Origin of the sequence: Arachnia rubra (assembly GCF_019973735.1) — a bacterium.
GTDB lineage: Bacteria > Actinomycetota > Actinomycetes > Propionibacteriales > Propionibacteriaceae > Arachnia > Arachnia rubra.
Genome location: NZ_AP024463.1, coordinates 2,939,731 through 2,965,426 on the forward strand (window position 1 = coordinate 2,939,731; position 25,696 = coordinate 2,965,426).

The 25,696-nt window shown below is 52.9% G+C and carries 26 protein-coding genes; 8 read left to right on the top strand and 18 right to left on the bottom strand.

Features of this window, described 5'->3' with window-relative positions:
* Positions 1-334 precede the first annotated feature (334 nt).
* Positions 335-598, bottom strand: a complete 264-nt coding sequence (locus tag SK1NUM_RS15270; RefSeq protein WP_244980169.1) for a hypothetical protein — start codon at positions 596-598, stop codon at positions 335-337.
* A 352-nt stretch (positions 599-950) separates the two neighbouring features.
* On the opposite strand from SK1NUM_RS15270, the gene SK1NUM_RS13340 reads away from it, so the two are divergent.
* Together SK1NUM_RS13340 and SK1NUM_RS13345 are read left to right on the top strand one after the other, a co-directional pair.
* Entirely contained in the window at positions 951-1,586 is a 636-nt protein-coding gene (locus SK1NUM_RS13340) for a TetR/AcrR family transcriptional regulator (RefSeq protein WP_212323041.1), read from the top strand.
* A gap of 13 nt (positions 1,587-1,599) precedes the next feature.
* Entirely contained in the window at positions 1,600-2,466 is an 867-nt protein-coding gene (locus SK1NUM_RS13345; protein ID WP_212323044.1) for an NAD(P)H-binding protein, read from the top strand.
* Positions 2,467-2,531: 65 nt separating this feature from the next.
* Here SK1NUM_RS13345 and SK1NUM_RS13350 read toward each other — a convergent pair whose 3' ends face one another.
* The 13 genes from SK1NUM_RS13350 to SK1NUM_RS13410 all read right to left on the bottom strand — a co-directional run bounded on the left by SK1NUM_RS13350 (position 2,532) and on the right by SK1NUM_RS13410 (position 17,197).
* A complete protein-coding gene (locus SK1NUM_RS13350; RefSeq protein ID WP_212323057.1) occupies positions 2,532-3,293 on the bottom strand; it encodes an AfsR/SARP family transcriptional regulator in 762 nt (253 codons plus the stop codon).
* A 657-nt stretch (positions 3,294-3,950) separates the two neighbouring features.
* Entirely contained in the window at positions 3,951-4,439 is a 489-nt protein-coding gene (locus tag SK1NUM_RS13355; RefSeq protein ID WP_212323059.1) for a hypothetical protein, read from the bottom strand.
* Between the two features lie 88 nt (positions 4,440-4,527).
* Positions 4,528-4,950, bottom strand: a complete 423-nt coding sequence (locus SK1NUM_RS13360) for an SRPBCC family protein (RefSeq protein WP_212323061.1) — start codon at positions 4,948-4,950, stop codon at positions 4,528-4,530.
* Positions 4,943-6,151: an aspartate aminotransferase family protein gene (locus SK1NUM_RS13365; protein WP_212323063.1), complete on the bottom strand. Its 1,209-nt coding sequence runs from the start codon at positions 6,149-6,151 to the stop codon at positions 4,943-4,945. The genes SK1NUM_RS13360 and SK1NUM_RS13365 overlap by 8 nt, the downstream gene beginning before the upstream one ends.
* 22 nt (positions 6,152-6,173) lie before the next feature.
* Positions 6,174-7,730, bottom strand: coding sequence for an aldehyde dehydrogenase family protein (locus SK1NUM_RS13370; RefSeq protein ID WP_212323065.1), 1,557 nt, complete (start codon positions 7,728-7,730; stop codon positions 6,174-6,176).
* Between the two features lie 305 nt (positions 7,731-8,035).
* Positions 8,036-8,215, bottom strand: coding sequence for a hypothetical protein (locus SK1NUM_RS13375; protein WP_212323067.1), 180 nt, complete (start codon positions 8,213-8,215; stop codon positions 8,036-8,038).
* A gap of 44 nt (positions 8,216-8,259) precedes the next feature.
* Complete coding sequence (locus tag SK1NUM_RS13380; protein ID WP_212323069.1) at positions 8,260-10,848, bottom strand: PEP/pyruvate-binding domain-containing protein; 2,589 nt, start codon at positions 10,846-10,848, stop codon at positions 8,260-8,262.
* Between the two features lie 390 nt (positions 10,849-11,238).
* Positions 11,239-13,002 carry a hypothetical protein gene (locus SK1NUM_RS13385; RefSeq protein ID WP_212323072.1) on the bottom strand — a complete coding sequence of 588 codons (1,764 nt, stop codon included), beginning with the start codon at positions 13,000-13,002 and terminating at the stop codon, positions 11,239-11,241.
* The gene (locus tag SK1NUM_RS13390) at positions 12,999-13,937 is read right to left on the bottom strand and encodes an ABC transporter ATP-binding protein (RefSeq protein ID WP_223927620.1); all 939 of its coding nucleotides are present in this window, start codon (positions 13,935-13,937) and stop codon (positions 12,999-13,001) included. Before SK1NUM_RS13390 ends, SK1NUM_RS13385 begins: the two co-directional genes overlap by 4 nt.
* Before the next feature lie 234 nt (positions 13,938-14,171).
* Positions 14,172-15,170, bottom strand: a complete 999-nt coding sequence (locus SK1NUM_RS13395) for a serine hydrolase domain-containing protein (protein ID WP_212323078.1) — start codon at positions 15,168-15,170, stop codon at positions 14,172-14,174.
* Positions 15,171-15,311: 141 nt separating this feature from the next.
* On the bottom strand, positions 15,312-15,752 hold the full coding sequence (locus SK1NUM_RS13400; RefSeq protein WP_212323081.1) for a hypothetical protein: 441 nt from the start codon (positions 15,750-15,752) through the stop codon (positions 15,312-15,314).
* An 81-nt stretch (positions 15,753-15,833) separates the two neighbouring features.
* Positions 15,834-16,850, bottom strand: a complete 1,017-nt coding sequence (locus SK1NUM_RS13405) for a hypothetical protein (RefSeq protein ID WP_212323084.1) — start codon at positions 16,848-16,850, stop codon at positions 15,834-15,836.
* Complete coding sequence (locus SK1NUM_RS13410) at positions 16,847-17,197, bottom strand: GntR family transcriptional regulator (protein ID WP_212323087.1); 351 nt, start codon at positions 17,195-17,197, stop codon at positions 16,847-16,849. Before SK1NUM_RS13410 ends, SK1NUM_RS13405 begins: the two co-directional genes overlap by 4 nt.
* A gap of 132 nt (positions 17,198-17,329) precedes the next feature.
* Between SK1NUM_RS13410 and SK1NUM_RS13415 the strand changes: the two genes are divergently transcribed.
* The 4 genes from SK1NUM_RS13415 (at position 17,330) to SK1NUM_RS13430 (ending at position 19,725) form a co-directional block, all read left to right on the top strand.
* Positions 17,330-17,563 (top strand): hypothetical protein, encoded by a 234-nt coding sequence (locus SK1NUM_RS13415; protein ID WP_212323090.1) that lies wholly within the window; start codon positions 17,330-17,332, stop codon positions 17,561-17,563.
* Positions 17,560-17,958 (top strand): PIN domain-containing protein, encoded by a 399-nt coding sequence (locus SK1NUM_RS13420; protein ID WP_223927621.1) that lies wholly within the window; start codon positions 17,560-17,562, stop codon positions 17,956-17,958. Before SK1NUM_RS13415 ends, SK1NUM_RS13420 begins: the two co-directional genes overlap by 4 nt.
* A gap of 62 nt (positions 17,959-18,020) precedes the next feature.
* Positions 18,021-18,791 (top strand): peroxide stress protein YaaA, encoded by a 771-nt coding sequence (gene yaaA, locus SK1NUM_RS13425; protein WP_212323093.1) that lies wholly within the window; start codon positions 18,021-18,023, stop codon positions 18,789-18,791.
* Between the two features lie 388 nt (positions 18,792-19,179).
* Complete coding sequence (locus tag SK1NUM_RS13430) at positions 19,180-19,725, top strand: NAD(P)H-dependent oxidoreductase (protein WP_212323096.1); 546 nt, start codon at positions 19,180-19,182, stop codon at positions 19,723-19,725.
* A gap of 1,359 nt (positions 19,726-21,084) precedes the next feature.
* Here SK1NUM_RS13430 and SK1NUM_RS15520 read toward each other — a convergent pair.
* Together SK1NUM_RS15520 and SK1NUM_RS13440 are read right to left on the bottom strand one after the other, a co-directional pair.
* Positions 21,085-21,216 carry a transposase gene (locus SK1NUM_RS15520; RefSeq protein ID WP_212323099.1) on the bottom strand — a complete coding sequence of 44 codons (132 nt, stop codon included), beginning with the start codon at positions 21,214-21,216 and terminating at the stop codon, positions 21,085-21,087.
* Between the two features lie 129 nt (positions 21,217-21,345).
* A complete protein-coding gene (locus tag SK1NUM_RS13440; protein WP_212323102.1) occupies positions 21,346-21,522 on the bottom strand; it encodes a plantaricin C family lantibiotic in 177 nt (58 codons plus the stop codon).
* A 393-nt stretch (positions 21,523-21,915) separates the two neighbouring features.
* Between SK1NUM_RS13440 and SK1NUM_RS13445 the strand changes: the two genes are divergently transcribed.
* Both SK1NUM_RS13445 and SK1NUM_RS13450 read left to right on the top strand, forming a co-directional pair.
* Positions 21,916-22,824 carry an ABC transporter ATP-binding protein gene (locus tag SK1NUM_RS13445; protein WP_212323105.1) on the top strand — a complete coding sequence of 303 codons (909 nt, stop codon included), beginning with the start codon at positions 21,916-21,918 and terminating at the stop codon, positions 22,822-22,824.
* On the top strand, positions 22,821-23,606 hold the full coding sequence (locus SK1NUM_RS13450) for an ABC transporter permease (RefSeq protein ID WP_212323108.1): 786 nt from the start codon (positions 22,821-22,823) through the stop codon (positions 23,604-23,606). Before SK1NUM_RS13445 ends, SK1NUM_RS13450 begins: the two co-directional genes overlap by 4 nt.
* A gap of 274 nt (positions 23,607-23,880) precedes the next feature.
* Here SK1NUM_RS13450 and SK1NUM_RS13455 read toward each other — a convergent pair whose 3' ends face one another.
* On the bottom strand, positions 23,881-24,795 hold the full coding sequence (locus SK1NUM_RS13455) for a hypothetical protein (protein WP_212323111.1): 915 nt from the start codon (positions 24,793-24,795) through the stop codon (positions 23,881-23,883).
* Positions 24,796-24,935: 140 nt separating this feature from the next.
* Positions 24,936-25,658, bottom strand: coding sequence for a hypothetical protein (locus SK1NUM_RS13460; protein ID WP_212323114.1), 723 nt, complete (start codon positions 25,656-25,658; stop codon positions 24,936-24,938).
* Positions 25,659-25,696 lie beyond the last annotated feature (38 nt).

Consider the following 25,696-nt stretch of genomic DNA (forward strand, 5'->3'; position numbering starts at 1 on the left):
TGACACCTTCCTTACACCCAATGTCAGCCTTATGGCGGACACACTACGGTCTCGTGTCAGGCAGCCGTAGGACACTTTCTCTGTGTCCGCTGCCCTTCTTGCACTCCGTACGCTCCTCATCACGCCGCTTGCCGCGCGTTGCGCAGCCGAGGGGCGGGATTGGGCGACCACGAGGCTCACACCGCGAGAGAGGGATCTCTGGGGCCAGATGAGAGGACGACGCTCTGACGAATGGCTCGCAGGCCGAATCGCCGCGAAAGATGCCGTTGCCGCACTTCAGATCAGCGACGGCTCCCATCACCCCCCTTCTTGGCCGGAGATCACAACGAGCTCCTCACCCGAAGATCGCGGGCGCCCGCTCACATGCAGCCCCTATCACGTGAGCATCTCGCACTCCCATGGCCTCGCGGCAGCTGCTGCCTCGTTCGCCCCAGTTGGCGTCGACGTCGAGGCGCACACGCGTCACTGGCCTCGCGAGGCGCTGGAGCTGGCCGGCTGCATCACAGTCCGACTTCCCCGACCACGCGATCTCATGCCCGCCGTGGCTTGGAGCTGCGCCGAAGCCGTCCTCAAGCAGCGCGGGTGTGGGATAAAACATGGCATCGACGCGGTCACCCTCACCCGGGTCACGGATGAAGGCTTTTTCGAATGGACCGAGCAGCCTCCCCGCGAGGGTCCCGACGCCGAAGCGCCACTCAAAGGCCGCACTTACGACTTGGGGTCACACGCCCTGTCCTTCGTGTGGGAGCCCACAACCATCGGGGCTCTTGACACAGCACGAGTGCACAGCAGCAAGAGTTCCGGGGAGTTGAGCACCACGCATGAAGCCGTGAGCCATACCGGAAACTCTTGGCCTCAAGAGCAGGTGACGATGTTGTTCAACAATTCCTGGACAAGACTGCCCAGGAACCTATAGGCTGGAATTGTTCTGATCAGAGGAGGCAGTACAAGTGGCTAGGCCCGCACAACCACTCGACCCGCAACGACGAGCGCGTCTCCTCAGCGAGGCCCGCCTGGCGTTCGCGGCCAACGGCTTCAGCGCGGCTCGCCTCAGCTCAATCCTTCAGAGGGCAGATTTCCCACGCAGTTCCTTTTACCACTTCTTCGGCACCAAAGAGCGACTTCTCGACGAGGCCTTTGCCGCCGGTCTGAGCGAACTTGCGAGTCTCGTGCATATCCCCGAGGTTGCCGATCTCGATGAGAATACCTTCTGGCCATCGCTGACGGGGCTCATCACTGACATCTCGACTGCCGCAAAGCGTCCGGACCTCGCTGCGGTTGGCACCATGTACTACCTCGATGATCTACCCCGATGCCCAAGCCTTGAGGCTTTCAAGGAAGTAGTCATCTCATGGAACATGACCATCGTCTCACGAGGGTTGGAGCTCAAGTTACTCAATCCAGGCATACCAGCTCACATGCACGCAGAGCTCGCATATGCCGTGACAAGCTGCATCGATCGTTGGGCCATCCGTGATGCAGCTCCCCCCGATAAAGCACTGGAACTCGCTTGCACCGTCCTTCCACGGATGCTCGGCGCATCGAGAGCTCCCTCCTCCAGCACCCAATACATGTCAACAGGATAGGAAGGTTTTGATTATGACAACTCTTGTTGCTGGATCTACTGGCTACCTTGGACGTTTCATCGTTGCCGAGCTACACCGCCGCGGATACCGAGTACGTGCTATCATGCGCAGCCGCGAGCGGGCTGAGTCTCCAGGCCTCTGGGACGCACCTTCTCTGGAAGGCCTCGTTGATGAATGGGCGGTCGGCGAGGTCACAGACCCTAATTTCATAGCCGATATCGCCGAAGGTGTTGACAACGTCGTCTCCGCACTGGGGGTAACCAAGCAGAAGGCAGACCCTTGGGATATTGACTACCGCGCGAACCTAGCGATCCTACACTCTGCCGAGAAGCACAAAGTACAAAATTTCTGCTTTGTCAATGTGATTGGCGGCGAGCAGTGCCCGGCCGAACTGACGAAGGCAAAAACAGCTTTCACCCATGAACTTGCCTCCTCGCCAGTCGTGAGTCAGATTATCAATCCCCCTGGGTATTTCTCAGATATGACCCAGATTCTGCAGATGGCCAGGCGAGGAAAAGTGTTCCTGTTCGACCCGAAGGTGCAGATCAACCCGATCCATGGGGCAGACCTTGCCAGATTCTGTGTCGACCGGATGGAAGCAGGCCAAGAGGGCCAGTGGGACGTAGGAGGACCGGAGGTGTTCACCTGGGAAGGCTTGGCGCAATGTGCTTTCCAAGCACTCGATCGCCCCACAAAAATCAAGACTATCTCTGCACGCTTGCTGCCACCGCTGACAAAGATCCTGGGCATATTCAGCCGGAGACGAGCCGATACAGTGCGTTTTGTCACCTGGAGTATGCTGCACAACTGTGTGGGTGCGCCTACCGGAACTCACAAACTGCTTGAATTTTATCAAGCTCACGCCAAAGACAACGTCTAATGTCTATTCAGACTGCGCTAATTCGGCTGCTGTATCGAGCCTTATCCCTCGGCACAGCAGCAGCCTCAGACTTTAAGCACATCAAACGCCGCACCGCGGCCCGAGTCATTCAAAATGATCTCGTAGACAGCATGCAGACGCTTTCCAGGAACCATCCCCATCTTCTCTCCAAGGACCGACGTAAAACGGCCAAAGTGCTCAAGAGCCTCCGCGTGACACCCTCGTCGATAAAGAGCAAGCATGCGCAATTCGCAGTATCGTTCATTCAGCGGACGCTCAAGCACAAGTTCTGCCGTATTATGGTCCGCGCTGGTGGTGTGTCCGTCAGCAAGTTGTCGCAGCACAAGCCGCTCACACACATCGAGCCGGAGTTGCTCAAGATCTCGGGCATATGCATCACAACGAGCAAATCCAGCGGTACCCATGAGAGGCGGCCCATACCAGTGCGTGAGAGCTTCGTAGCACTCCGTCACCGACGCCCCCGAAGACCCGAAGACCCTATTTGCTGCAGCCTTGAAGGCAAGCGCATCAACAGCCCCTGGAGCAAGTTCAAGCCGGTACCCTCCTGGCACTGTGACTATCAGCCCCTTCCCACCACAGCACTCCCGGATGAGACGACGGATGCGCGCAATCGTTGCCTGCAGAGCGTTATCAGCCGCTTTCGGCGGATCATCGCCCCAGAGTTCGTACTCCAAAACCGATTTGGGCACCGGACGCCCAGCCTCCATCCCTAGCAGCGCTAGACATACCCGCGCATTGTTTGAGCGGACCGGGTACCAGTCCGAACCATTACGAATGGCAACACCGCCCAACAGTTTTAGCTGCATCTAAATCTCCCTAGCTCAACCTCTACCTTACATAGCGCGCTGTCGCGTCACAGCCACCCAACGGCGGCGCCCTGTTAAATAATTAACCATCCCACAGAAACCAACAGATGTCCATCAGAGAATATGAACAGTACACCACGATTCTAATAATAGCGAACTAATCCGCAAGCTTGCAGCAGCCTTTGAAGATGTAACCGCGATGGGTTGATACCCACGCAACCAATGAGATAGCCGAATATAATTGAACATTTGAATAATTGTCAAAAAGTTCGGCACTGAAAATTTGATGAAATATAAAATAAAAAATCTCGAAGAAATAATTAACGGCTACGAGCGACACGCAATTAGCAAACAAATCTACGACATTCAGAACCTCAAGTAAACAAGCTCCTATGCATAAGTATTCGACGAGGCAACAAAATCCCTTATCAACGCCAGGACGCCGTTAACTATGAAATATGATTCAATCAATGAGGCTTATTCATAGCTGCCAGCAACTGGTTTCTGACAAGGGGTTTCGCTGTTTTCGGCACCCCCACGAATAAGCATCAATGAAATCATAAAACCCCATATCAACATTAAAGCTTATTCATAGCTCATGGCCACCCGCCAATGAGAAGGGGCTCCGCGACCCCGTCGACCGTCCGTGAATAAGCCTCATTCTTGAGAAAAGGCACCATCAGATAGAAGATGCGAAAGTAAAAGCTTCATAAAATACCCCGGCAAGAACCAGCTCAAATACCAAGCGACTCCTCCCATAAAAGCAGTAAACAAAATTAATAAAGAACAGATTCCATAAGCCATAGGACGCGTAAGACTAGGCGGAAAAAAAATACAAATCCCAGCAGCGCAAATAACGCCTGCATAGCTAATTACGCCAAGTGAAAAACTAAATCCACTATACAGTGCCCCAATGATAATGGGATGCAAATGAAACAGAGTAAAAAATATAAAGCTACCACGCTTAACGCCAGGACGATGCCACCATCGCCTAGCAGAATTTGTAGCATTAGCAGTTGCCCCACCAAAAACATCAAAAGCAAGAATACAGATGATAAATAATTTCCAAAAAGAAAATTCTTCTCCTAGAGTAAAAAGAATGCCAGCCCCTATCATACCAGTAAAAGCAACAAAATAAGTAATCATGTTCTCTGGCCGCGTAGCGCTAGGACCAACCAAAAACCCATTGCATCTGCTAATCAGGGTTGCAAAGCGACTTGACAAATCTTTTTTCTCATATCTTAGAAATTGCTTCCTTGACAATTGATTCAACTAATTTCCCCGCTAACGGCTCAAATATCCCGGATAAACTAGGTATTCCCATATCAAATACAAGCGAAAATTCAATCTTCGTACCCACATCAACTTTATAGAATTCCCATGATCCTTCAAAAACATCAAAATCACCTTTCTCTATAGAAAAACAGATATTTGGTATTCTTAAATCAAGTTCATCTTTTTCAGTCCACCGAAACTCCTCATCACGAAAAGCAACTCGCCACGAACTTATTCGTGATGATTGATCACAAATATTAGATAGATTAATAGCTATGACGTCCCTAGATCTTCCCAGAGAATGCTCGAATTGCCACACAAATTCACAAGTCTGGAGAGGGGACATACCTCGTACATTTTCTATGACCCGGACATCATGCATCGGAACTCCTATTAAGCCACTCAGTTAACATTAAATCGATCGCCCTAATATCGTTTTCCTCTATTATTACCGGAGGAGTAAAACGTATAATATTTGATGAATTAAGTGCAGTACTTGGTATAATTCCATAATCCATACAATGAAATAAAAATTCTCCCGAAGCAGCGCCCGGTAAAAACTCTACAGCCCACAGAAGACCTTTTCCCCGAACTTCCAATACCTGTGGATCCTTTAAAACACGATTCATAATAAAGGACAATTTACGCCCAAGTTTATCAGCTCTGTCAGGCACTTGGTTATGCTCAAGATAATCCATGACAGCTAGCACTGTAGCACATGCAGCAGGGGAACCTGCATAGGTACTACTATGCAAAAGTGGATCGCCATCAAATGGTTTATACAGCTCTGATGTTACTGAAACTGCGGCAATAGGATAAACACCTCCGGAAAGGACTTTACCGCTCAGAACAATATCTGGATTACACCCGGCGGCTTGGTATTCCCACCAGCAACCCAATCGGCCAAGTCCCGTTTGGATCTCATCAACAATTAGAATCGCGTCTGCTTCCTGACAGATCTTTCCGAGAGAAGACAAATATCCTTCTGGGGGGAAAACCACTCCGGCCTCTCCTTGGATAGGTTCAACTATAACTGCTGATCTACCACCATCCCGAATTTTGTGTTGCAACGCATCGATATCGCCGAATGGTACATGTTCAACATCTAGGAGCGGTCTAAATGGCGCCTGATAAGTCCCCCTTCCCGATAATGCTAAAGCCCCAGTAGTTTTACCGTGAAAAGCATTATCCATCCCTATCAAACGATTACATCCATTAATTTTAGCAATTTTTACGGCAATCTCAGTAGCCTCAGCCCCTGAATTAGCAAAAATAACCTTTGCAAGAGACCCACCTTGAGTAGACAACAGCTTAGCAGCCGCCTGCCCTAATAATGTATTCGGAACAAGTCGCGTAGACATAGCCATCTTTTGCATCTGGTTAGTAACCGCCTGAAGAACACTCTTAGGATTGCCTCCTAAAAGAAAAATCCCGTATCCACCTAAGTTTAAATACTTTCTACCGGATGCGGTAATAAGATACTGCCCTTCATGGGAACACTCGACTTCGGCAGTAAGCATCCTTTGCATCGTGACCATGGCCGCATTAGTTACTTGCTTTTGAATATCTAAGGGATCTATCATTTCAACACTCCTAATACCTCTTTCATTCAACTATACCACGCCAAACAGTAGCTTCAAGGTGCGATGTTCTGAGAAAAGGATAGTTAGCCTCACCATGTACGTCCGCACTAGCACCTCGTCCACCCTGTGTGGGAAGCCCAGCAATAAACTCAGTATGACTAGAATTAATCTTAATTGTTCCAAAACCTAATGGAATTGAGCTCAACCATTTACAAAAACTCATATCAGTAGACCAAATAGACATACGAAGTCTGTGCTTTGTTAAACGAAGTAGATATTCAACAGCTCTCATGCATTCAGACTCATCTCGCTCATCAATATTCACTATTGGCAGAAGAGGGAAAAAGGTTTCTTCTAAAACTATATGAGAGCGACAAGCAGTTTGGATAGAGTACAAAGCAGCGGCAGGTTCAAAAAAGACACCATACTTATCCCGCTCACCGAAATCATTTAGTCTTTGACCACCAAATAATAAATTTCCACCTTCCTCATGCACTAGTTCCAAGGCGTCAAGCATACCTTTAGAATTCCCCACTGGCGCTAAGAAAGAACCAGGTTTACTGATCTTCTGTGGTCTATAGTTTAACGAATAAATCCGTAGGTATTCCAGAAATTCTTTAATAACTTTATGGTGCACAAAAGCCACCTTAGGAACTATGCAGATCTGAGCTGAACCCATATAGCATTCAGCTGCAGCTTTAGCTGCATTCCTAACGTCAGCGTCCCGCCAAACAACTATCGGATCATTACCCGATAATTCTAGGATAGGTTTAATCCCTCGCCTTACACATTCAATTTCAAGTTCCTTACCACGCTCAGAGCTGCCAATAAAAAATATGTCATCGATTTCTTTAGAATTAAGCCAACTATCAATGGCCATTCTAGGATGGCAGCATAGGAACTGACATACTGGCTCATCAATCTTAAATTCATCCAGAACAGGAAGTATCACCTCATGAAAAAGCCAAGCAGCTGCATACGAATGATTCCGAGGAGCTTTCATGATAACAGAATTTCCTGCTGCCAAAATAGGCAATGCCATCGCAGCATTTGCTCCTGCAGCATTACGAGGAAGAACTATTGCAACTACGCCATCGGGTCTCCTTTCAACCTGATTTAACCCTATAGGTGTCTCAATGGAAAATCCCATAAATGCAGAAAGCACGTCAAACATACCTTGTCCACCCCCAGCGATTACCCCTGACACCTCCCATGCTGCCAGGTTTCTCGGATGTCCATCATTCACAAGAGACATAATATATTCTTGAGAACGTTCAACTATACGATTATGCATCGCAACTACTATCTGCTCTCGAAATTTTCTAGATCTTTGCGCCCAAACCCCACACGCTTCCCGCGCGGCACTATTTGCTTTTTGGCAATCTTGTGGACTCGCCAAGCCAATACGCCCAAGAACTAATTTCTGATCTAGCAAATCACTATCATCACCGCGGTCGAGACGTCGTTTAAGTCTAATCGCACTTGCAGGATTAGACATAAAAAAGTCCGGTTCAATAACATAACTCCACTCGTTATTATTAACGTGGACCCCTTCGACAAAACAATTATAGGTCTTCATTATACCCTCCACAGTACATAAAATTGCCACGGATTGCCTTTTTAATCTTTAGGCATATTTCATAGCCCCCATAAAATAAATTTTACTATCACATCCTCCCTAAAGCAAAACATGCCATACCTGAGTATGCCAGGTCCCCGCCACATGAGCCTGAAAATTAGGGAAACATTTAAGGCGCCATTCGCAACCTCAGGCGACCGGGCTCTGACAAGGGGTTTACATCCTCCCGAGGTGCTCGTGAATAACCCCTTTAGATTTTATTAAACGCGAGCTACAGCAGCTTTATAGGCTATCTACGAAAAACTTCAGCTCCGCAAGTACTCTTTCAGAGTAAGTTTATTATGGAAATCGCGAATAACCTCCTTATTTTTAACGCTGTTCAGCGTTATATGCACTTGAGACTTACCCGCAGCCGCGGATAACCTGGCTCCGACGAAAGGGCTGCTGGTGACTGCCGGCTGCTCATAAATTGCTTCAATAATCATGGATAATCAAATTATAGCCTCCCAGTTGATTGAACTCTACGCTTTTAATCAAGTACTGCGCTTCCAGAGTTTCCATTGACTGTAATGACATCACCGGTACGGAAAAATGATGTCGCATCCCGGGTACTCACAATACAAGGTATGCCGAATTCTCTTGCGACAATTGCACTATGAGAAAGATACGATCCTTCATCAGTTACGATTGCAGCCGCATCACGTATTAGTGGGGTCCATGAGGCGTCGGTGTATGGGGCTACTAAAATTTCTCCAGTTCGAAAATTTCGGAGTTCTCTATCAAGGTTCTTAATCACACACACCCTTCCTTTGATAACCCCGGTGCTTACGGGAAGACCAGTTATTCTTTTTTCATCGCGATTCAAGTCATTAGATATCATAGTTGGATTCCAATAACCGTAAAAGCTTTGTGGCGGCAGTGGACCTTCAAGGGCAGTCTTCCAGTCCGCATCACGGTTTGCCAATTCTTGGCCCGAAGGAATACGTGTCACATCGCCTCTTAACGCAGAACGGATCTCTTCAAACTTGCAACACCATATCTGCTTAGGATCCTCTAAGATATTTTTCTTACATAGACGCTGAGATAATTCGATTATTATCTTCCTAATAATCCAACTAGAAGTAATCATCGCCATACGCGCTACTTCACGCTGCTCGCTTGTCTTTTTATATAATTTTGCCACTGTCAAAATGATGGCCCTACGTACTCCAGAAATAGGTAATTCATCTATACCTACGGTTTCTCTCAAAATTCGTGGTCGCTGAATCTGATCCGAATGGTTATTAGCTTCCAATGCTCGGCGAACAAGAAACTCGACGACTTGCTCTGGTTCATCAACCCATCGGGGGTTCGCGAGTTCCATCTCTTCATGACCTCGCACGCCATGTTCCATAAGAAACGGCTCAAGCGCCTCCGATATAAAATCTTTGCCACCTTTGGCAGAAGATATTGCGTCCATGGCTTCACCCAGCGGCGCTTGAAGAAGAGCCTCGTAAACACCTGAGTATTCCTTTGCATGTTCAAACAACGCATCTATATCTTCCGAAGCAGCAACGGTGCGGAGATTTGACATATCAGTTTTTAGATTCTCAATAACTGATGGACCAATTTCAGGCACCCAGACTGACACGACGCCCTCCAAGAGAGCATGTATCGTGGAAGCATTTATATAATATGGCATATATTGCGCGTTCATGCGGGAAAAATAATCTAATCCCTTCTCAAAGAGCTTTTCTAGAGCACTGTTTGAATACTTTTCAAGTTTTAAAGATCGCATCAAGGCAAATGCTTTTCGCCTTGATTCATCCATTCTCTTAGCCCGTCTACTAGAATCCACAATTTCACGGAAAAGCGACCCTAGAAAGAAGAGAAATGATCTACTAATTTTCCCATAGCCTGAATATATTCCAAAAGGATTGGTAATTCGGGTGGGATCTACGTCTGGACTTGTAAACCTATTTGTGAAACGAGCAAGATCTCGCATATGAGGCATTTGCGACAACAGATGCGCTGTATAAGAGACATTTAGATAGACATGATTTTGCAAATATCCCATATGCAATGACATATCACCATAATCTCGGGCGCCAGTCCAACGTCCACATTTCTCGTGAACATTCATCTGATAATATTTCGCAAAATCGACACCGATAGGAGATAACTGCCCGGTAAATATTTCGCCGATATCCATTCTGGACCATAAAGTTCTTGCTTCTGTATAAGGATCAACATTACCAACATATGGAGTTCTGGCCTCATCAGATACGACCTGCGTAGTCACAGGTCTTAGTTGCAAATAATAGACACGCGACTTATGTATGGCCCACTCTAGATCAACCTGTCTTCCTAGATAATTAGCTGCATATTGTGCATCATTAGCAATTTTCAAAACACACGCTTCATCAAGAGCTAAGCCTGATGCACTGGTGGATTCAACAACACTCTTCTGAATACCACCAGAGACCGTTTGATCGAAACGAAATTGCTTTGATCCAATAGTTTGATGCACGACAGTATCCGTCCCAACTGCCACCCAATGCCGATCCGGAACTGTATGGCCTCCGACAACCACTTCCCCTAATCCATAAGAGGCTTCTACGAGTGCCAGTGATCGGTCAACATCTGGTTTCCCTGAGAAAACTATGCCACTACATTCCGCGACTACCATCCGCTGCACGACTAACGAAAGCATTGCACTGTCATTCTGTCCCATAGTTTCTGAATACTTTCGTTGACGCTCACTAGTAGCTGATTCCCAACACCGCATAATTGCTTGGCTAAGTTTTTCTATACCTTTAACACCAAGTACCGTTTCAAACTGACCAGCAAAAGATGCCGCCACCTGATCTTCTCTTGCCGAGGAGCTTCTAACGGCTAAGTATTCCCCATCAAAGTGCTGATTAATTTCCTCAGCTAGAGTCATCAAATTTAAATTAAACGTTTGGGAATCATATAGATAAGATGAACCAAAAAGTTCTTTGATAACCGAGTAGGGAATTATGATAGCATCAGGTACTTCAAATCCCAGAGATACTAATTCGATTAGGCCATCTGCCTTACCTCCATATTCATTACGTGGTATATCTTTAGTTAATTGAATAAAACGATGCTTGTTCATCCGGTTATCCTCCCAATCACAACAGAAATCTAGATTTATTCATGGCTAATCTTAAACCTAGCAAATACTAACGAAATCGCCAATTAGAAAACGACTTTGGCTAAGATTTTTGAATAAATTGAAATTTACTTCATTAGGGTCTTCTAACTTTCAAAGCTCTAGGTTGACAGAAGGCTATGTGGGACATACTGCTCACTGAGTAAGCTTCACCTAACCTGGTTCATATGTCCTTCTCTTTACTCAGTGAAATTTATTCATATTTCGGACTTCACGGCACCTCTTTATCAATCACAGATTAACGGAGACTTAGCCACACGCATTACTGAATAGCCCTCCGGATTGCACATAATAAAATCCATCGATTCTTCTCTACCAATAGAGCTATAATTCTCATCTATCAGTACATATATCCCTTCGCTCAAATGCCCAAATACCTACAGATAGCGCAACACAAAAAATAACTACCAAAAAGATCCACGCGGTTAGAGGAATATCTATCTTTCCCACATTAATCCATCCAGCCCCATTCCCAGCTTTTTCAGTTGGTGACCATGATAACAGACTTAAATTCTCTGCCCACTTAGGAAACTTCAATAACGAAGAAAATACAGTATCGAAACCAGACCATGCTGCAGCCAGCCATGTAACTACGTAAGAAAACCGAGGTGCGATACCTATTGATATTACAGCTACACCTATGCCAGCCATTATACCAGGTAAATGCCCAAGAGTACTTATGATTGCTGCACGCATCACCTCTTCTTTGCTGCTTACGTCATCTTTCAAGGTCTGTCCTCCAGTATACCCCATTAAGACACCTGACAATCCCAACAGTATCGCTACTGTGCAACTTGCCAGAGACACTCTTCCTAATAATGCACGATGTCTGGAGACACCTACTGATAACTCATTCAAAGCTTGCCCATTAAGCTCTTCATGCCACCACTTTAAAACACAGCTAAGAGCGAAAACAAGAATAACGATTGTAAGTATCAACCCAAGAAGTTTAAAATATTGTTGTATAGGCGAAGCATCATTTTTTGAGAGATCTCCTAGTAACTGGGCCGTTCTGCGATCTTTCTTAATCGCTTCAGTCATTCCTCCAGCCGATAAGCCAACCATGGCCGAGGCTAAAAGTATAGCACTAAACCAGGCGACAAATTGATTCAAATCTTTGTAAAAAAGCCAGCCTTCGACTGATTTAACCTTTACCCGAAGTTTAGAATACGATGAGATATCGGGTATTATACTCCCTCTGTATTCTCGCAATATAAATAAAATTAAAGCTAGGATCGTGCCTGCCAAAATTATGACTAGAATTGTAGGAAGGTGATTCAATCTATCATCAGTATATGGCGATAATTCATTTCGCCACCCTAGAATGGATAGCCAATTGATTGCCTGAGAAAGCCTTTTTTGATTCCTATGCCACAACTCATCCGCGATAGCTCTCAAAGCAAAGCATAACCCTACACCGATAAGGGCAAAGCTTCGCACTGCTGAAGAATCGCGCCGAATTTGGGCACAGATAACACCTAAAAGGCCAAACATAACCCCGATAGCCAAGACAGTAAAGGAGAAAGTAAATGCTCCAATGTGTGTAAGCTCATTACTTTGAGCTACTTGCAGCTCGAGTGTGATCCAAACCCCTAAAGCAATAACAATCGGCACAGTAAAAAGTACGAACATACTTGTTACCATGGCCATCCACCGTCTGATCCCTGCCGCCCACACCATTTCAAGTTGTCCAGAATTTTCACTTACTCGCGTAAGACGCACCGCTAATAACACCATCATTATAGCTGTAAGAAGAAGAACAAATGTGCCAGTTTCCCACACAAAAAACTGCCCTAGTGTGCCTGGTTTAGGTAGGTTTCCATAGAGCAATCTTGTACCTGAGTTATCACCCATTTGCTCTACCAAGGTTTTTCTATCTTCTAGGCCTGGGTAATATGATTTATACGATGGCACTGTAATAGCCACAAGTGCTACTATACCAGTCATCCAGGAAATAATAAAGACCCAAGAGCTCCGAACACTAATTGAAATTAACTGTAAAAACTGTTTGATAGACATGAAAATATTCCTCAATAATCCCGCATGTTTCACAGAAACTTCGCTTATTCTCTGACTATTTGTTTCAGCAGTATTCATCTTTCACCAACTTCGTAGTGGCGTATAAAAAGCTCTTCTAATGATGTCGCTTGACATGTGAAATTACTTATCCCTTGATTCCCTAAATAAGTAAGGACTCTAGGCATCTTTTCCCTATCAACAGCAAACTTCAATCTAGAAGGCTGCCTAATAGTTTGGATATCCTCGATGTTTATCTCAATTTCCGATGCAAGTCTTTTTTGAGATACATCTATGTCGATGTCCGGAGAAACCTCCATTTCTATGATCATGTTAGTGATCTGCTTCATCTTAGACATCTCGCTGCTCTCTACTATGAGCCCGTTCTTTATAATGGTAACATGGCTGCATAGCCTCTCTACTTCAGGAAGTAAGTGCGAAGAAAGTAGGATAGTTTTGCCTTGAGCAACTGCGTCGGTTACTAGCTCTTGGAAAGCCAGTTCCATAAGTGGATCTAAGCCTGAGGTAGGCTCATCTAAGATAAGAAGATCCGTTGGGGCAGCAAAGGCTGCCACTAACAATAGTTTCCGGAAATTGCCAGTTGAATACGTTCTAACCTTTTTTGATGGATCAAAAGATAGAATATCAATAATTTTTACTTCTGCCCTCCGATCTCTTGACCCTCGTAGACCTGCTAACACGTCAAGAGTCTGTTGACCCGTCAAACTCGGCCAAAGCGCGGCCTCAGCTGGAATGTACGAAAGCTGGCTATTAATTTCAGGAGAATCCCGAATTGGGTCAAGGCCAAATATACGCAGACGACCGCTCGTAGGTTTATATATGCCTAGCATAGTACGTATTGTTGTAGATTTCCCGGCACCATTTGGACCTAGGAAACCATGTACTTCCCCTTCATTTACACTAAACGATACACTATCGAGTGCTTTAAATTTTCCAAATAATTTTGTCAGTGACTTTACTTCAATAATGGGAATATTTCTCCCTGCCATTATCATTCACTCTCTATAGATCATTAAATATGCTCAGTGAAGTCTGCTCGTAGCAACGAACTGTCTAGCATTTTAAAGCAGCTTGATTATTCTGCATGCCCCGTAGGTATCCTTAAACATTTATCCCATACGTATATGAGACTATTCATATGCAGGTTAAAACTTTACTCATAAACAAAAACACCAGCTTCATTAATGATTGACGAACATCTTCTTTACTTACTACAGTAGCATGTGATTTTACAGTAGGCAACACGTTTTGATACCTCCGGTTGGGCTGCCCAAGGATCGGGACGGGGGATGCTGACGCACCCCGAGCAGCGGGGTGCCGACGAGAAAGTCACCGGCGTTCACTAACAGCACGAAACCGAGGCCAGCGTCAGGCAGCAGCACGAAGACGCTCGTGGCGCCAGGAACCTTGCCGACGTGAAGGTGCACCGGACGTCCACGGACCTGCTTGCGCACCCAGCCCAGGCCATACTCTCCCTGGTCACCGAATGGACCGGCCACCGCTGGGCTGCCGTCCGCCTGGACCACGTCGTTCAGCATCATCGTGACGGAGGCTGGGGAAAGCACGCGCCGCCCGTCCAGGACTCCCCCGCCGAGCATCATGGCCAGAAACCGGCCGGCATCGGCGGCGCTCGCCGTGACCGCGCCCGAAGGCCCCTGAATCCAGGACCCCGGCCCGGCTTTAAAGGCCCGCACGGGGATGTTCACGCCGAATACCGCGACGTGCCCCGGCGCTCCGGGCCGCAGCGGCGGACACCAGCTCTGGTCCATGCCGAGTGGCTCCAGGACTCGGCTCGTCAGGAGCGAGGCGTAGGTCATGCCGGAGGCCGCCGCCAGGACATTGCCCAGCAGGTTGTAGTTCTGGTTGGCGTACCGAAACTCGCGCGTGCGAGCCTTGATTAGGTGCGCCGGCCGGGCGTCCGGCCTGAGGCCGCTGCGGTGATGGGCAAGGTCCAGCAGCGTGACCTCCTGGGGGAGGCCGACGCCGGGCAGGTAGCGCTGCACCGGGGCGTGCAGATCCACCAGCCCCTCCTCGGCGAGCTGCAGCAGGACGGTGGCGGCCAGCGCCTTGCTGGTCGACCCGAGAGTGACCGGGTCGCTGGCCGCCAGGCCACCGTATTCGACGGTCTCGCGAGGTCCTTGCGCATCCACGACGTGCAGCACACCGCCTGGGACTCCGGCCGCGTCGAAAGTCTCGGCCACCAGGCGCTCCAGGTCGTCGCGGCTCATCTCTTCCCTGGTCGTCCTGACGATGTGCTGGCCTTCATCACGGTTGCCTGTGCTGTGGAGCCAGCGAATACGAACAAGGCCAGCGCAACAGGACCGGCCTGGCGGACGTCCTACCGGCAGAAGCCAGAGGCGCGCCGTCCCTCACCGGGTTTTCTCAGCTGCCTTCTTCAGGCCAGCCCAGGCGACGAGGGCGACCGCTGCGGCCAGGGCGACCTTGCGGCGGCATCGTTTCGCCTTCTTCCTGGGGGACGGCTCCGGCTTCCCGGATTTCAGAGCCATTGCGTGATGCCCCTTGGACGGGACATTGCCGACGGCCCGCTTGGACTTGACGCTGAACAGCGACCGGGACGATCCCAGCGACCCGACGGACAAGAACGAACCCACCGAGCCGATGGACAGGATGGAGCCCATGGAGCCGATCGACAGGAATGACCCCACCGAACCGACTGACAGGCACGACCCCAGCGACGCGGCGGACAGGCACGAGAGCACCGATCCGACGCTGAGCAGGCTGCCCTTGCTCTTGATGGACAACACCGACTTGTCAGACTCGCCATAGCCGGCTGAACGCTTCGAACTCATACGAATGTCCTTCCTCGTGGAGCTTGGTGACAAGCCTGCCACGTGCTCAGGGCCACTCGCGCATGCCCTTCAGCTGAGCGGTCAGGCATGGCTGGTCCTTCTGAGCAGGAGCGTGTTCACGACGGTCACGGCGGTTTCGGCGTCGTCGACCGTGACGGTGAAGGAGCCCTCAGAGCTGCCGCGGTCGATCCGGATCGCCTCACCGCGCGAGGTGATGAAACCCGCCGCGCCACCGATTGTAAATCGCGCTCCTCCCCAGCCGTAGAAATCACGCAGCGGATCGACGTGGACCACGCTGGCACCGGAAATCTCCGAGAGCGGGATGGTCGCGTACGGGAACAGTCCGGCTCCGCGGACCCGCACGCCACGGGAGTCGATCGTGACGCGCGCCGCCATGGAGACACCCACGGAGACGAACACCAGCAGCAGGAAAGCCATCATCGCCACGGGCTCCCAGGAGAGGTTGATCAGCAGCCAGCAGACCACCGCGATGAAGGCCACGGCGATCCCTGAGATCAGGGCCACCCAGAGGCCGCGGGAAACGCGCGCCTGCCCGGTCCAGGCGACCTTAACGCCATCTTTCACTGCCAGCCGCGGGTCCGAGTCGCCGAGGGTGACGGGCACCTCTCGCTCGCCCGGACGCCGGCGCAAGGCGAACGCCAGCCCGGCGCCGACCAGGATCGCCACCAGCATTGCCAGAAACGCCAGGGGCAGCGGGGACGGCGCCGAGGCCTGAATCTGTTCCTCGGTCATGCCGCGCTGCAACGACAGCACACCCCCAAAGATGATCGTGAGCAGCGCCGCGACTCCCCCGGCGACGGGGGTCAGGATGCGGCCAAAACGCAGGAGCAGCCCCAGAAGGACCAGCAGCAACGGAATGCCAAGGGACAGGCCGAGTCCGAGACCCCATATCACCCCAGGATCGATGAAGGCATCAACATGGCCGTCCATTCCCCAGCCCCTCGCGACCTGGCCTGGTATGTCCGCCAGAATCCCCCGCGTCCATAGCGCTCCGGCTCCGGAGATCGCGATCACCACCGCGATCCCCACCAGGGAGGCAGTCAGCTCTCCTCGGTTCGTCAACTTCGATGTACTCATGCCTCAACCTGCTTCTCAATCAGATGGAATAGTTCTTCACGGCTGATGCCAGCGCTCTTCGCCTGCCGGACGAGGTCGGCGATCAGGGCGTCCAGCCGTGTCGTGCTGCCTTTGGCGATCACCACAGCACCGCGTCCGCGCCGCAACTCGATGTGTCCCTCGTCGCGCAGCTGCTGATAGGCCCTAAGGATGGTGTGCAGATTCACATCCAGGCTGGCCGCGAGTTCCTTCGCGGCAGGCAACCGGTCTCCTGCGGTCAGCTCCTGGTCGGCCACGGCGCGACGGACCACCTCAGCGATCTGCTCATAGAGCGGCTGCGGGTCGCGGGGGTCAACTTGCCAAAGCATAGTTCTAGAATAACTAGAACAAATTTGGATGTCCAGTGAACTACACGAAATGTCCAGCGACCGTCAGGACGACGTCCCCCACAAGAGCCGATCGCCTCACCGCCTCACAGGTGCATCACATATGATGCAGTTATGCGCACCACGGTCGATCTACCCCCTGCAGTCCGAGAAAGAGCACAGGAGATAGCTCAACTACAGGGCCGCTCACTATCAGCCGTCGTAGCAGAGCTGGCGACCCGGGGGCTTGCCCAGCTCGATGACCACCCAGCCATCATCGAAACCGATCCCCGCACCGGCTTCCCCGTTCTACGCATTGGCAGATCCATCACAAACGAACAGGTTGCAGACCTCATCGAGGAGTCATGATCCGCTATCTCCTGGACGCCAACGTCTTGATAGCCCTCACCGCAGCCGAACACGAACACCATGAGGCCGCAGGTGAGTGGCTCGCAGAAACCACCCAGTTCGCGACCTGCCCCACCACAGAAAGTGCTCTACTGCGTTTCCTCCTTGGTTTGGGCGAACCAGCCACCATGGCTCTGGAACGCATCCGGCTCATCAGGGCACTCCCTGCTGCCGAGTTCTGGCCCAGCGACCTGTCATACGCCGATATCGACGCCACTGGCCTGATCGGTCACCGCCAAGCCACAGATCTCTATCTCGTCTCCCTGGCTGCCGCGCACGGCGGACTCCTCGCCACCTTCGACAAGGCCCTTCATGCCTCCCGACCAGACCTGACCTTTCTGATCCCTCGCCCATAGGCTGGAGCGGCTGTCCGCCCCAGCGACTTGCGCCCGGTCGCCGGGACGCATAGGAATAGGGCATGCTGAGCGTCCTGTCACCGGCCAAGTCGCTGGACTTCGAGTCCCCGCTGCCCACCGCCGAGCACACCACACCGCGGCTGCTGGAGCAGTCGATGGAGCTGATCGACGTCATGCGCACCATCTCGCCCGGGGACCTGGCCCGGCTCATGCGCATCTCGGAGGACCTGGCGCATTTGAACGTGACCCGCTACCGCGAGTTCAGCCCGGAGCACACGCCCGCGACGTCGCGTCCGGCGGCGCTGGCCTTCAGCGGCGACGTTTACCAGGGGCTGGCGGCGTCGACGTTCGGGAAACGCGATTTCACGGAGGCGCAGAAGACGGTGCTGATCCTGTCGGGACTGTATGGGCTGCTGCGTCCCCTGGACCTGATCCAGCCGTACCGTCTGGAGATGGGCACCCGCCTGGTTACCGGGCGCGGCCGCAGCCTCTACGACTGGTGGGGCACGCGGATCACCGACCTGCTACGCGAGGACCTAGCAACCTCCCCCGGCCCGGAGGTGCTGGTCAACCTGGCCTCCCAGGAATACTTTTCCGTCATCGACATCGACCGTCTCGGCGTCCGCGTCATCACACCCCGGTTCGAGGACCGCAACAAGGACGGCGCCCCCCGCATCGTCAGCTTCCACGCCAAACGGGCCCGCGGCTCGATGGCCGGATGGCTGGTCCGCAACCGGGTCCGCTCCGTCGCTACGCTCCGCGACTTCACCGAGAACGGGTACCACTACGACGAAGACCGCTCCACCCAGGACGTCCCGGTCTTCGTGCGCTGAGAGCTGCCCCGCTGGATTGCTTTTATCCTGAGGGCATGGAAACCGCGCCAGATTCCGCCCCACGAGCACCAGACGTCACGATGGGCGAGGCAATCTCGGCGCCGATTCCCGCTGAGTCGGCATCACAACATCAACGACACAACGTCTGGTGCTCCTGCCCTCGGCCAAAGGCCATGTGGTCACGAATGCGATGGTTGCCGAGGCGCTCGACGACGAGTGTGGACCTGCGCCCTGACAGCTCTGGGACCTGGTGATCCTCAAATCCGGTGGTGAGCGGCGTCGTTCCTGAAGTCCTGGGCCTCACGGGGTAGTGTCGGTGCGCAGCGCATGACGGCTTGCCACCCGGCCTTCCGGAACTAGTCCATCCCAACTTCAGTGAGGAGCAGCTATGAAAACCCTCGTGCTCGTCTTCCATCCGAACATGGCGGCCTCACGGGTCAACCGTGCGCTGGCTGAGCGAGCCGAGAGTCTTGGCGATGATGTCGTTGTGCGCCGGATGTACGATCTCTACCCCGGCTTCCGCATCGACATCGCCGCCGAGCAGCAGGCGATGGAAGCCGCAGATCGCATCGTCCTGCAGTTCCCCATGTACTGGTTCTCCAGCCCGCCCCTGCTCAAGAAGTGGGAAGACGACGTCCTGACCTACGGCTGGGCGTACGGCTCCACGGGCAACGCCCTGGCCGGCAAAGAACTCCTCGTCGCCTGCTCCCCCGGCTCCAGCAAATACGGACGCGAAAGCGACTACATCTACACGGTGCACGAGTTCCTGCGACCCTTCCAGGCCAGCGCAAACCTCTGCTCCCTCACCTACCTGAAACCCTTCCTCACTATCGGGGCGATGGCGATCTCGGACGAGGACCTGGCGAAGCGGGTCGAGGACTACGAAACCACGCTCAAAGCCAACTCTCTCCCCACGCTGAGTGACTTCGACTGACCTGCCAGGGTCAGGAGGACGGCGCTGGACTCACTCTGGTCTGCCTTTTACCTTTTACTTGTCTCACCCCTGAGCCCTGGAGTGCTGTGGGTTTTGTGGACACTGCTGAAAAATGGGATTCTCAGGCTGCTTTCTGGTGTTGACATCTATTCTTGGTGGACGTGGTTGGGGGTTTGGTACCCTAGCGTCGAGTGGAGTCGTTTTGTGATTGCAGCAGTTGCTCGATCCAGGCTGCAACATCCCCGGCTGCGTGTTTTCGTGTCGGGGTAGAATTTTCCGGTTCACTATCTCCTTCTTGCAGGAGGGAGATTTATTCATGGGTAGCTGAGGGGTGGTGAACCCCCTCGTCAGAGCCTGGTTGCCCGTAGCTGTGAATAAACTTCAGGGTGTTGAATGATTCTGCTGCGGCATTGTCGTAACACAACACCAGTTCCACCCGATCGAGGCGCGGATACCATATGTGTTCATGACGTCCGCGCAATTCAGCCGAGATGCAAGTGTGAACCACGCACCGGAATGAAAGACAGTCTCACCCACGATAGGGGGTTGATTCCTGACCGCCATGTGTAAAGCCTCGTCAACAAGCCGGGTGCGCATATTCCCGGCGATCGCATAACCGATGATCTTCATCTCGGGTAGCAATCCATCACGGTCGCTAGATAAGCGAACCCTTCCCAGGTGGGGATGAAGACTGACCTCGCCCACCTCGTTTCTACCCCTGGTTTGTTGGCGGCGACAGTCCTGCTTGACCAGATCCGGGCGGTGGTGAAGGCCCCTGAGCTGGGATAGTTGGTGCAGGCCCGCTTTGCGGGACCGGGTAGGCCAACTAGGCCAGCCCGGTGCATGAGCTGACGCACCAGATCGGAGCTTGCGTGGACCCCCCCGCTCAACCAGAGCAGCGTGGATACGTCGACACACCTGTAGGTTTGCTCAGACTCATGGAAGAAGACCTGTAATCACACTAGTGACTTCCCCCCTGGTGTTTCTGCGTCTCCGATACACCCTGGCTCCGCCACCTCGTGGTAGCCAGAACGAGACACTCTGACCCAACGACACATCACATACACCAGATAGCCGCCTCCATCCGCGGAGAGATATAAACACATTCTTCGCTGCTACCCGGAGTCTCCTGCACGCATGAAGGCCGCCGCTTTATCTCTGAACTCGAACCCCCGTCTTCGCTTCACCCAGCCTCGGAAGCTTATTCAGCAATTCCGCTAAATCCCTGGCAACCCACAGTTGGCAAGGGGGAATGTCGCGGATGGAACGATTCCTGAATAACCCTCTCGGCCTGTAAGCGCTTGATTTTCCGCCATCTGATCCGAGGACGCTTCTACCGATGCTGTTTCCGCCATATTCTCACCCAACTGATCCACAGTTCGCCGACTCCAGATTGTAGGACTTCGCCACTTCCGCTATCGGCCGAGACCCCTCAAGAACCTCCGCGATGATTTGTTCTTTAAACTCTTTACTGAATTTCGAAGCCGGCATAGTACAGATTTTACCTCACATGTTCGAATAAACTCAGGTTTTTCACCACTGTCCACGAAACGCCGGGCACTCCATTCATCTTTTTTCCTTTGCTTTGATTGGGTTTTTTTACATGTTGCGAGTCGGGGCTCACCTACACCACGACATGCACTCGCTGGTGATGCTGCACAGGTGGCCACGGTTGCCCCAGTAGTCGCTGAGGGAGAACGTGTTGGTGGTGCAGGCACCGAAAACGTCCGTATCGAACTCCTGCTCAGCGACCTCCTGCATCCAGGTGACGTCCTGGAATCCATTCTGATCCTGCATTTTTCTTACCTCCTTTGGTAGGTTTGGAAAGGGTTTGTGACCTATAAGACTCCGGACATCCTCCACGTCTTTGCGCGGTTCACTCGAGGCTAAAACCCTTTCTCTAGCCCCACCCTTTCGAGTTATTCGCCGCGTTTGCTGCGATGAGGAAACGGTATTTCACCACCAGGCACCCTGCAATACTAAGTCACCGTAAGTTGACCCCCATGCGTCAGAAAGCTGCATCTGCCCTTGCCAGGCCCTCCTCAGGATTCAGCAAATAGTCACTACAGCGCCTGCCTGCGCGAGCCTTTTGGCGCAATCCGCCGGGCAGTCAACTTTCGACAACCGCGCGAGAGAGTGGCTCTTCTCTGGTGCTACCATCAGCACGATCATCAACAGTTAGGATCGGCAATGAATGAGGTCATCAATGCTGAACACGTGACGCGACGATACAGTCAGTTTGTGGCCGTGGATCGCGTGTCCTTTCACGTGCGCAAGGGGGAACTCGTGGCGCTCCTCGGTTCGAACGGGGCGGGGAAGACCTCCCTGATGGAAGTGCTTCAAGGCGCCACCCGCCCAGCCGAGGGGCGGGCTCAGGTCTTTGGCCTGGACCCGATCGCTGATCGGGCGCGCGTGCGTCAACGCACGGGCATCATGCTCCAGGAAGCGGGTTTCGCCCGTGACCTCACCGTGCGCGAGACCCTGCGCATGTGGGCAGGCACCCTCACCGACCCCCGTCCGGTGGATGAGTCGCTGGGCATGTGCGGGCTGAGTGAACGCGCGGACATCCGGGTGGGCAGCCTCTCCGGAGGCGAGCGTCGACGCCTCGATCTGGCGATGGCCACCCTTGGTCGGCCTGAGCTGCTCTTCATGGACGAGCCGACCACAGGGCTCGACCCGGCGGTACGACAAATGACTTGGGACCTCGTGCGCGCGATGCTCGACGAAGGGGCAACCGTGTTGCTCACCACCCACTACATGGAGGAGGCGGAAGAGTTAGCCGATCGCCTCCTGATCATGGACGGCGGGAAGATCCTCACCACAGGCACGGTCGATGAGATCGTCGCCCAGCACCCGTGCGAGATCACTTTCCGCACCGCGGCCCTCCCGGAGCAGCGGTTGGCTGCCCTCCCCCAGCTCAGCGCCCCGGTTTCCCACTACCGAGGTACCACCAGGTTGTTGACCTCGGATCTGCACACGACCCTGCGGGAGCTGCTCTCCCTCGCCGACGAGCACCGCATCCACCTGGATGGCCTCAACGCGCGGGCCGCCTCGCTGGAGACCGCGTTCCTCGCACTGACCAATAGGAGCTCGAAATGATCACGAATTCGCTGCACCGCACCTGGGCGATCTCGCGCGCGGAGATCAGCCTCTACGTCCGCAATCGGTCCATCGCCCTCACCGCCCTGCTGCTGACCCCAGTCCTGGTTCTGGCCAGCAGCCCAGTGATCCTGCGCGAGGACACCATCGTCTCAGCACCCACCGTCGTCCTGCAACTGGTGATGAGTATGAGCCTGCTGATGGTCGTGTACTACAACCTGACCGTGATCTTTGTGGCGCGACGCGAAGACGGCGTGTTTCAGCGCATGGATACAGGCGAGGCGACGCGGCTGGAGACCGTGGTTGCCACCACCGTGCCTAGTGCGCTGGTACTGCTGCTTCAGGCGGGGATAGGGCTTGTCATTGTCGGCTTCGCCGCCCGCGCGTGGCCGATCACGAACCCGCTTCTGCTCCTGGTGGCCCTCCTGCTGGCGTTTGCGATGTTTGCGGCATTCGGCGCCTTCACTTCCTCCTTCTGCCGCACCGTAGAGTCGGCCCAATACGGCGCACTGCCCGGGTTCTTATTCCTCTACCTCATCTCCGGCGTCATCATCCCGCTCCAGGCTTTCCCCGAGCCGATCCCAAGCATCTCCGCTTGGAGCCCCATGGTGGCCGTCAACAACCTGATGGCGTTGAGCACCGGGTCTAATCCCGCTAACGGGGCCGAGATCTCCTTCGTCGACAGCTGGGCCCCGGCCACGCAGCCGTTGGCGGCGCTATCTCTGTGGCTGCTGATCTTCGCCTACTCGGCACGCCGCTACATGCGCTTTAACCGCCGCTAACCCGCGTCAGGATCGAGGGTCTGCGTGAGGTGAAGGGCGGGTTGCCGAGAGGATGCACATTCGGCGGCCCCTCGGGTGCGTTTCCAACGCAGGCCCCAGTCTGCACTGGTGGGTTGACTAGAGTGCCCGGCGTTTCGTGGACAGTGGCGAAGCGGGTCGAGGACTACGAAACCACGCTCAAAGCCGACTCTCTCCCCACGCTGGGTGACTTCGACTGACCTGCCAGGGTCAGGAGAACGGCACTGGGCTCACTCTGGTTTGCCTCTCGTATGTTTCACCCGAGCTCCTGCACTGCCTCTCCCGCAGTGACGGGGCGCATCAGCACCGCAAACTGATTAACCGTTTTCTGCTCCGCTTTCTCGGGAAACTGCCAGACCATCACCTCGCCATTCTCAAGGGTCAGGCGGATTCGCTCCCTCTCCTGGCCAGCATCGCCATGAGGAAAGCGACGAACCCCCGTCTTCTCAGAGATCTCGATGGATTCCTTCTTGGCCCCGCTCGTGAGGAACTCTTTCGGTTCTGCGGTGAGGATCCGTTGATCGGTCACAGCAACGAGGAGCCCAGGTGAGGCAAATCTGTCAGCAATCCCATCTTTTACGCTGACGACCTTTTCTTTTGCCCAGCGAACCCTGTCTTGCACCCGGCCCAGAGGCTTCTGTGCCCCATCCTTCTGAGATGAGAGCGAACCCTGGACACGATCATCGGCCGGGACCTCCTCGACGATCGCCACACCACGAAGTTCCTCGTCCACGCCGAGATGCCATCGAAGCATCTCCAGATACCGCTTGATGTCCTCACCCTCCGGGACGCACACCATCTCTGACGCGACCACTTTGGGCGGCACGGCATGCACGCTCTCCGCCAGCGGTTCAAGGACCTCCAGCAGCTGCGATGCCCGTTCCCTAGACTCTTTGACATCCTTGCTCTTTTTCGTCAATGATGGGACTTTCAAGCTATCTTTGGGCTTTGCTACCTTCCCCACTTCTCTCGTCAGATCCCCCATGAGGGAGCGGACATCGCGCGCAGATTCCTCCAATCGACGGAGCGCTTTCCTGCTGGTACTTTCGGCAAGTTTCAGTTCTCTCGGATCGGTTTCTCCTTTTTCTCTGGCGCGTGCGGCACACAGGGCATCGTAGATGGCGTGGGACTTGAGAATTCTCAAGAGCGCATGCGAGTCGAAAGCGATCACACCGGCATTCATCCGGAGGTATTCGCGGCGAGCAGAATCCCCACGATCACTCAGCTGCTGCTGATGATCTGAAACCTTGAAGCCTATTCATAGGGTGGCTGATAAACAGTAAACTCCTTGTCAGGGCAGGTTGACTGCGGCTATGAATAAGCCTCCTTGATTCTGTAGAGTTCCTCTTGTTCCCAGATCAACGTTTCAAGATTGTCGATTCGGTCCCAGAGCGTGTCAGGAACACTCTGACATTCACGGGCATAATCTAGCGCATCATTAACTTGTCTCAACACCGCCTCAAGCTTTGCCCACTCTTTCTGGCGGATTTCCCTCAGGACCTGGCAGATCAGGTCGTTATTGGTCTGTATCAGTCCCCGAACATCGCTGATCATTGTCTGGAGCGCCAGCATCGCCAGGGCAGGGCCGATGGCAGCCACCAGCCCGGCCGCAGTCGCGGCAACTGGGATGAATCGGGCCTGGGCCGCCAGCTTTCCGTTCATGAAGATGGCCCCCAGATTCGCGCCGTCCTTGACCGCGAGCTGGGCGCCGCTGCTGAGCAGAGCTTGCGTGGCCGCATCCACCCGGTAGATGCCCTGGAGCATTCCGGCGATGTTACCTCCCAGGGTCCCCACATTCCCCGCCGTTCCCAGCGCCTCGGCGAGCCATTCACGATCAGGCAGAAGGCTAAGATCGAATGGCGCAACCCCATCAGCAGCTTGGTCGAAGAGTGCAACATATCCGTCAGGTAATTCAACTATCACCGGTCCCTGTTCCAGAACTTCGCCAGGAAGCTTTTCACCTGTTCCTGCTGGCATCTGGGGCACACCGTCGTTGTCATTCTGCCCTGGCCCCTGTTGCGGCTCGTTCTTCATGCAGCCTCTCCTCGATTCGGCTCACCCCTGAGCCATCA

Coding starts and splice junctions, on each gene's coding strand:
- SK1NUM_RS13420 (WP_223927621.1), top strand. CDS start 17,560: ATGATCCGCTATCTCCTGGACGCCAACGTCTTGATAGCCCTCACCGCA.
- SK1NUM_RS13445 (WP_212323105.1), top strand. CDS start 21,916: ATGAATGAGGTCATCAATGCTGAACACGTGACGCGACGATACAGTCAG.
- SK1NUM_RS13460 (WP_212323114.1), bottom strand. CDS start 25,658: ATGAAGAACGAGCCGCAACAGGGGCCAGGGCAGAATGACAACGACGGT.
- SK1NUM_RS15520 (WP_212323099.1), bottom strand. CDS start 21,216: ATGCCGGCTTCGAAATTCAGTAAAGAGTTTAAAGAACAAATCATCGCG.
- SK1NUM_RS13345 (WP_212323044.1), top strand. CDS start 1,600: ATGACAACTCTTGTTGCTGGATCTACTGGCTACCTTGGACGTTTCATC.
- SK1NUM_RS13430 (WP_212323096.1), top strand. CDS start 19,180: ATGAAAACCCTCGTGCTCGTCTTCCATCCGAACATGGCGGCCTCACGG.
- SK1NUM_RS13370 (WP_212323065.1), bottom strand. CDS start 7,730: ATGAAGACCTATAATTGTTTTGTCGAAGGGGTCCACGTTAATAATAAC.
- SK1NUM_RS13415 (WP_212323090.1), top strand. CDS start 17,330: ATGCGCACCACGGTCGATCTACCCCCTGCAGTCCGAGAAAGAGCACAG.
- SK1NUM_RS13355 (WP_212323059.1), bottom strand. CDS start 4,439: ATGATTACTTATTTTGTTGCTTTTACTGGTATGATAGGGGCTGGCATT.
- SK1NUM_RS13440 (WP_212323102.1), bottom strand. CDS start 21,522: ATGCAGGATCAGAATGGATTCCAGGACGTCACCTGGATGCAGGAGGTC.
- SK1NUM_RS13400 (WP_212323081.1), bottom strand. CDS start 15,752: ATGAGTTCGAAGCGTTCAGCCGGCTATGGCGAGTCTGACAAGTCGGTG.
- SK1NUM_RS13395 (WP_212323078.1), bottom strand. CDS start 15,170: ATGAGCCGCGACGACCTGGAGCGCCTGGTGGCCGAGACTTTCGACGCG.
- SK1NUM_RS15270 (WP_244980169.1), bottom strand. CDS start 598: ATGTTTTATCCCACACCCGCGCTGCTTGAGGACGGCTTCGGCGCAGCT.
- SK1NUM_RS13405 (WP_212323084.1), bottom strand. CDS start 16,850: ATGAGTACATCGAAGTTGACGAACCGAGGAGAGCTGACTGCCTCCCTG.
- SK1NUM_RS13375 (WP_212323067.1), bottom strand. CDS start 8,215: ATGATTATTGAAGCAATTTATGAGCAGCCGGCAGTCACCAGCAGCCCT.
- SK1NUM_RS13385 (WP_212323072.1), bottom strand. CDS start 13,002: ATGAATACTGCTGAAACAAATAGTCAGAGAATAAGCGAAGTTTCTGTG.
- SK1NUM_RS13380 (WP_212323069.1), bottom strand. CDS start 10,848: ATGAACAAGCATCGTTTTATTCAATTAACTAAAGATATACCACGTAAT.
- SK1NUM_RS13365 (WP_212323063.1), bottom strand. CDS start 6,151: ATGATAGATCCCTTAGATATTCAAAAGCAAGTAACTAATGCGGCCATG.
- SK1NUM_RS13360 (WP_212323061.1), bottom strand. CDS start 4,950: ATGCATGATGTCCGGGTCATAGAAAATGTACGAGGTATGTCCCCTCTC.
- SK1NUM_RS13390 (WP_223927620.1), bottom strand. CDS start 13,937: ATGATAATGGCAGGGAGAAATATTCCCATTATTGAAGTAAAGTCACTG.
- SK1NUM_RS13350 (WP_212323057.1), bottom strand. CDS start 3,293: ATGCAGCTAAAACTGTTGGGCGGTGTTGCCATTCGTAATGGTTCGGAC.
- yaaA (WP_212323093.1), top strand. CDS start 18,021: ATGCTGAGCGTCCTGTCACCGGCCAAGTCGCTGGACTTCGAGTCCCCG.
- SK1NUM_RS13410 (WP_212323087.1), bottom strand. CDS start 17,197: ATGCTTTGGCAAGTTGACCCCCGCGACCCGCAGCCGCTCTATGAGCAG.
- SK1NUM_RS13450 (WP_212323108.1), top strand. CDS start 22,821: ATGATCACGAATTCGCTGCACCGCACCTGGGCGATCTCGCGCGCGGAG.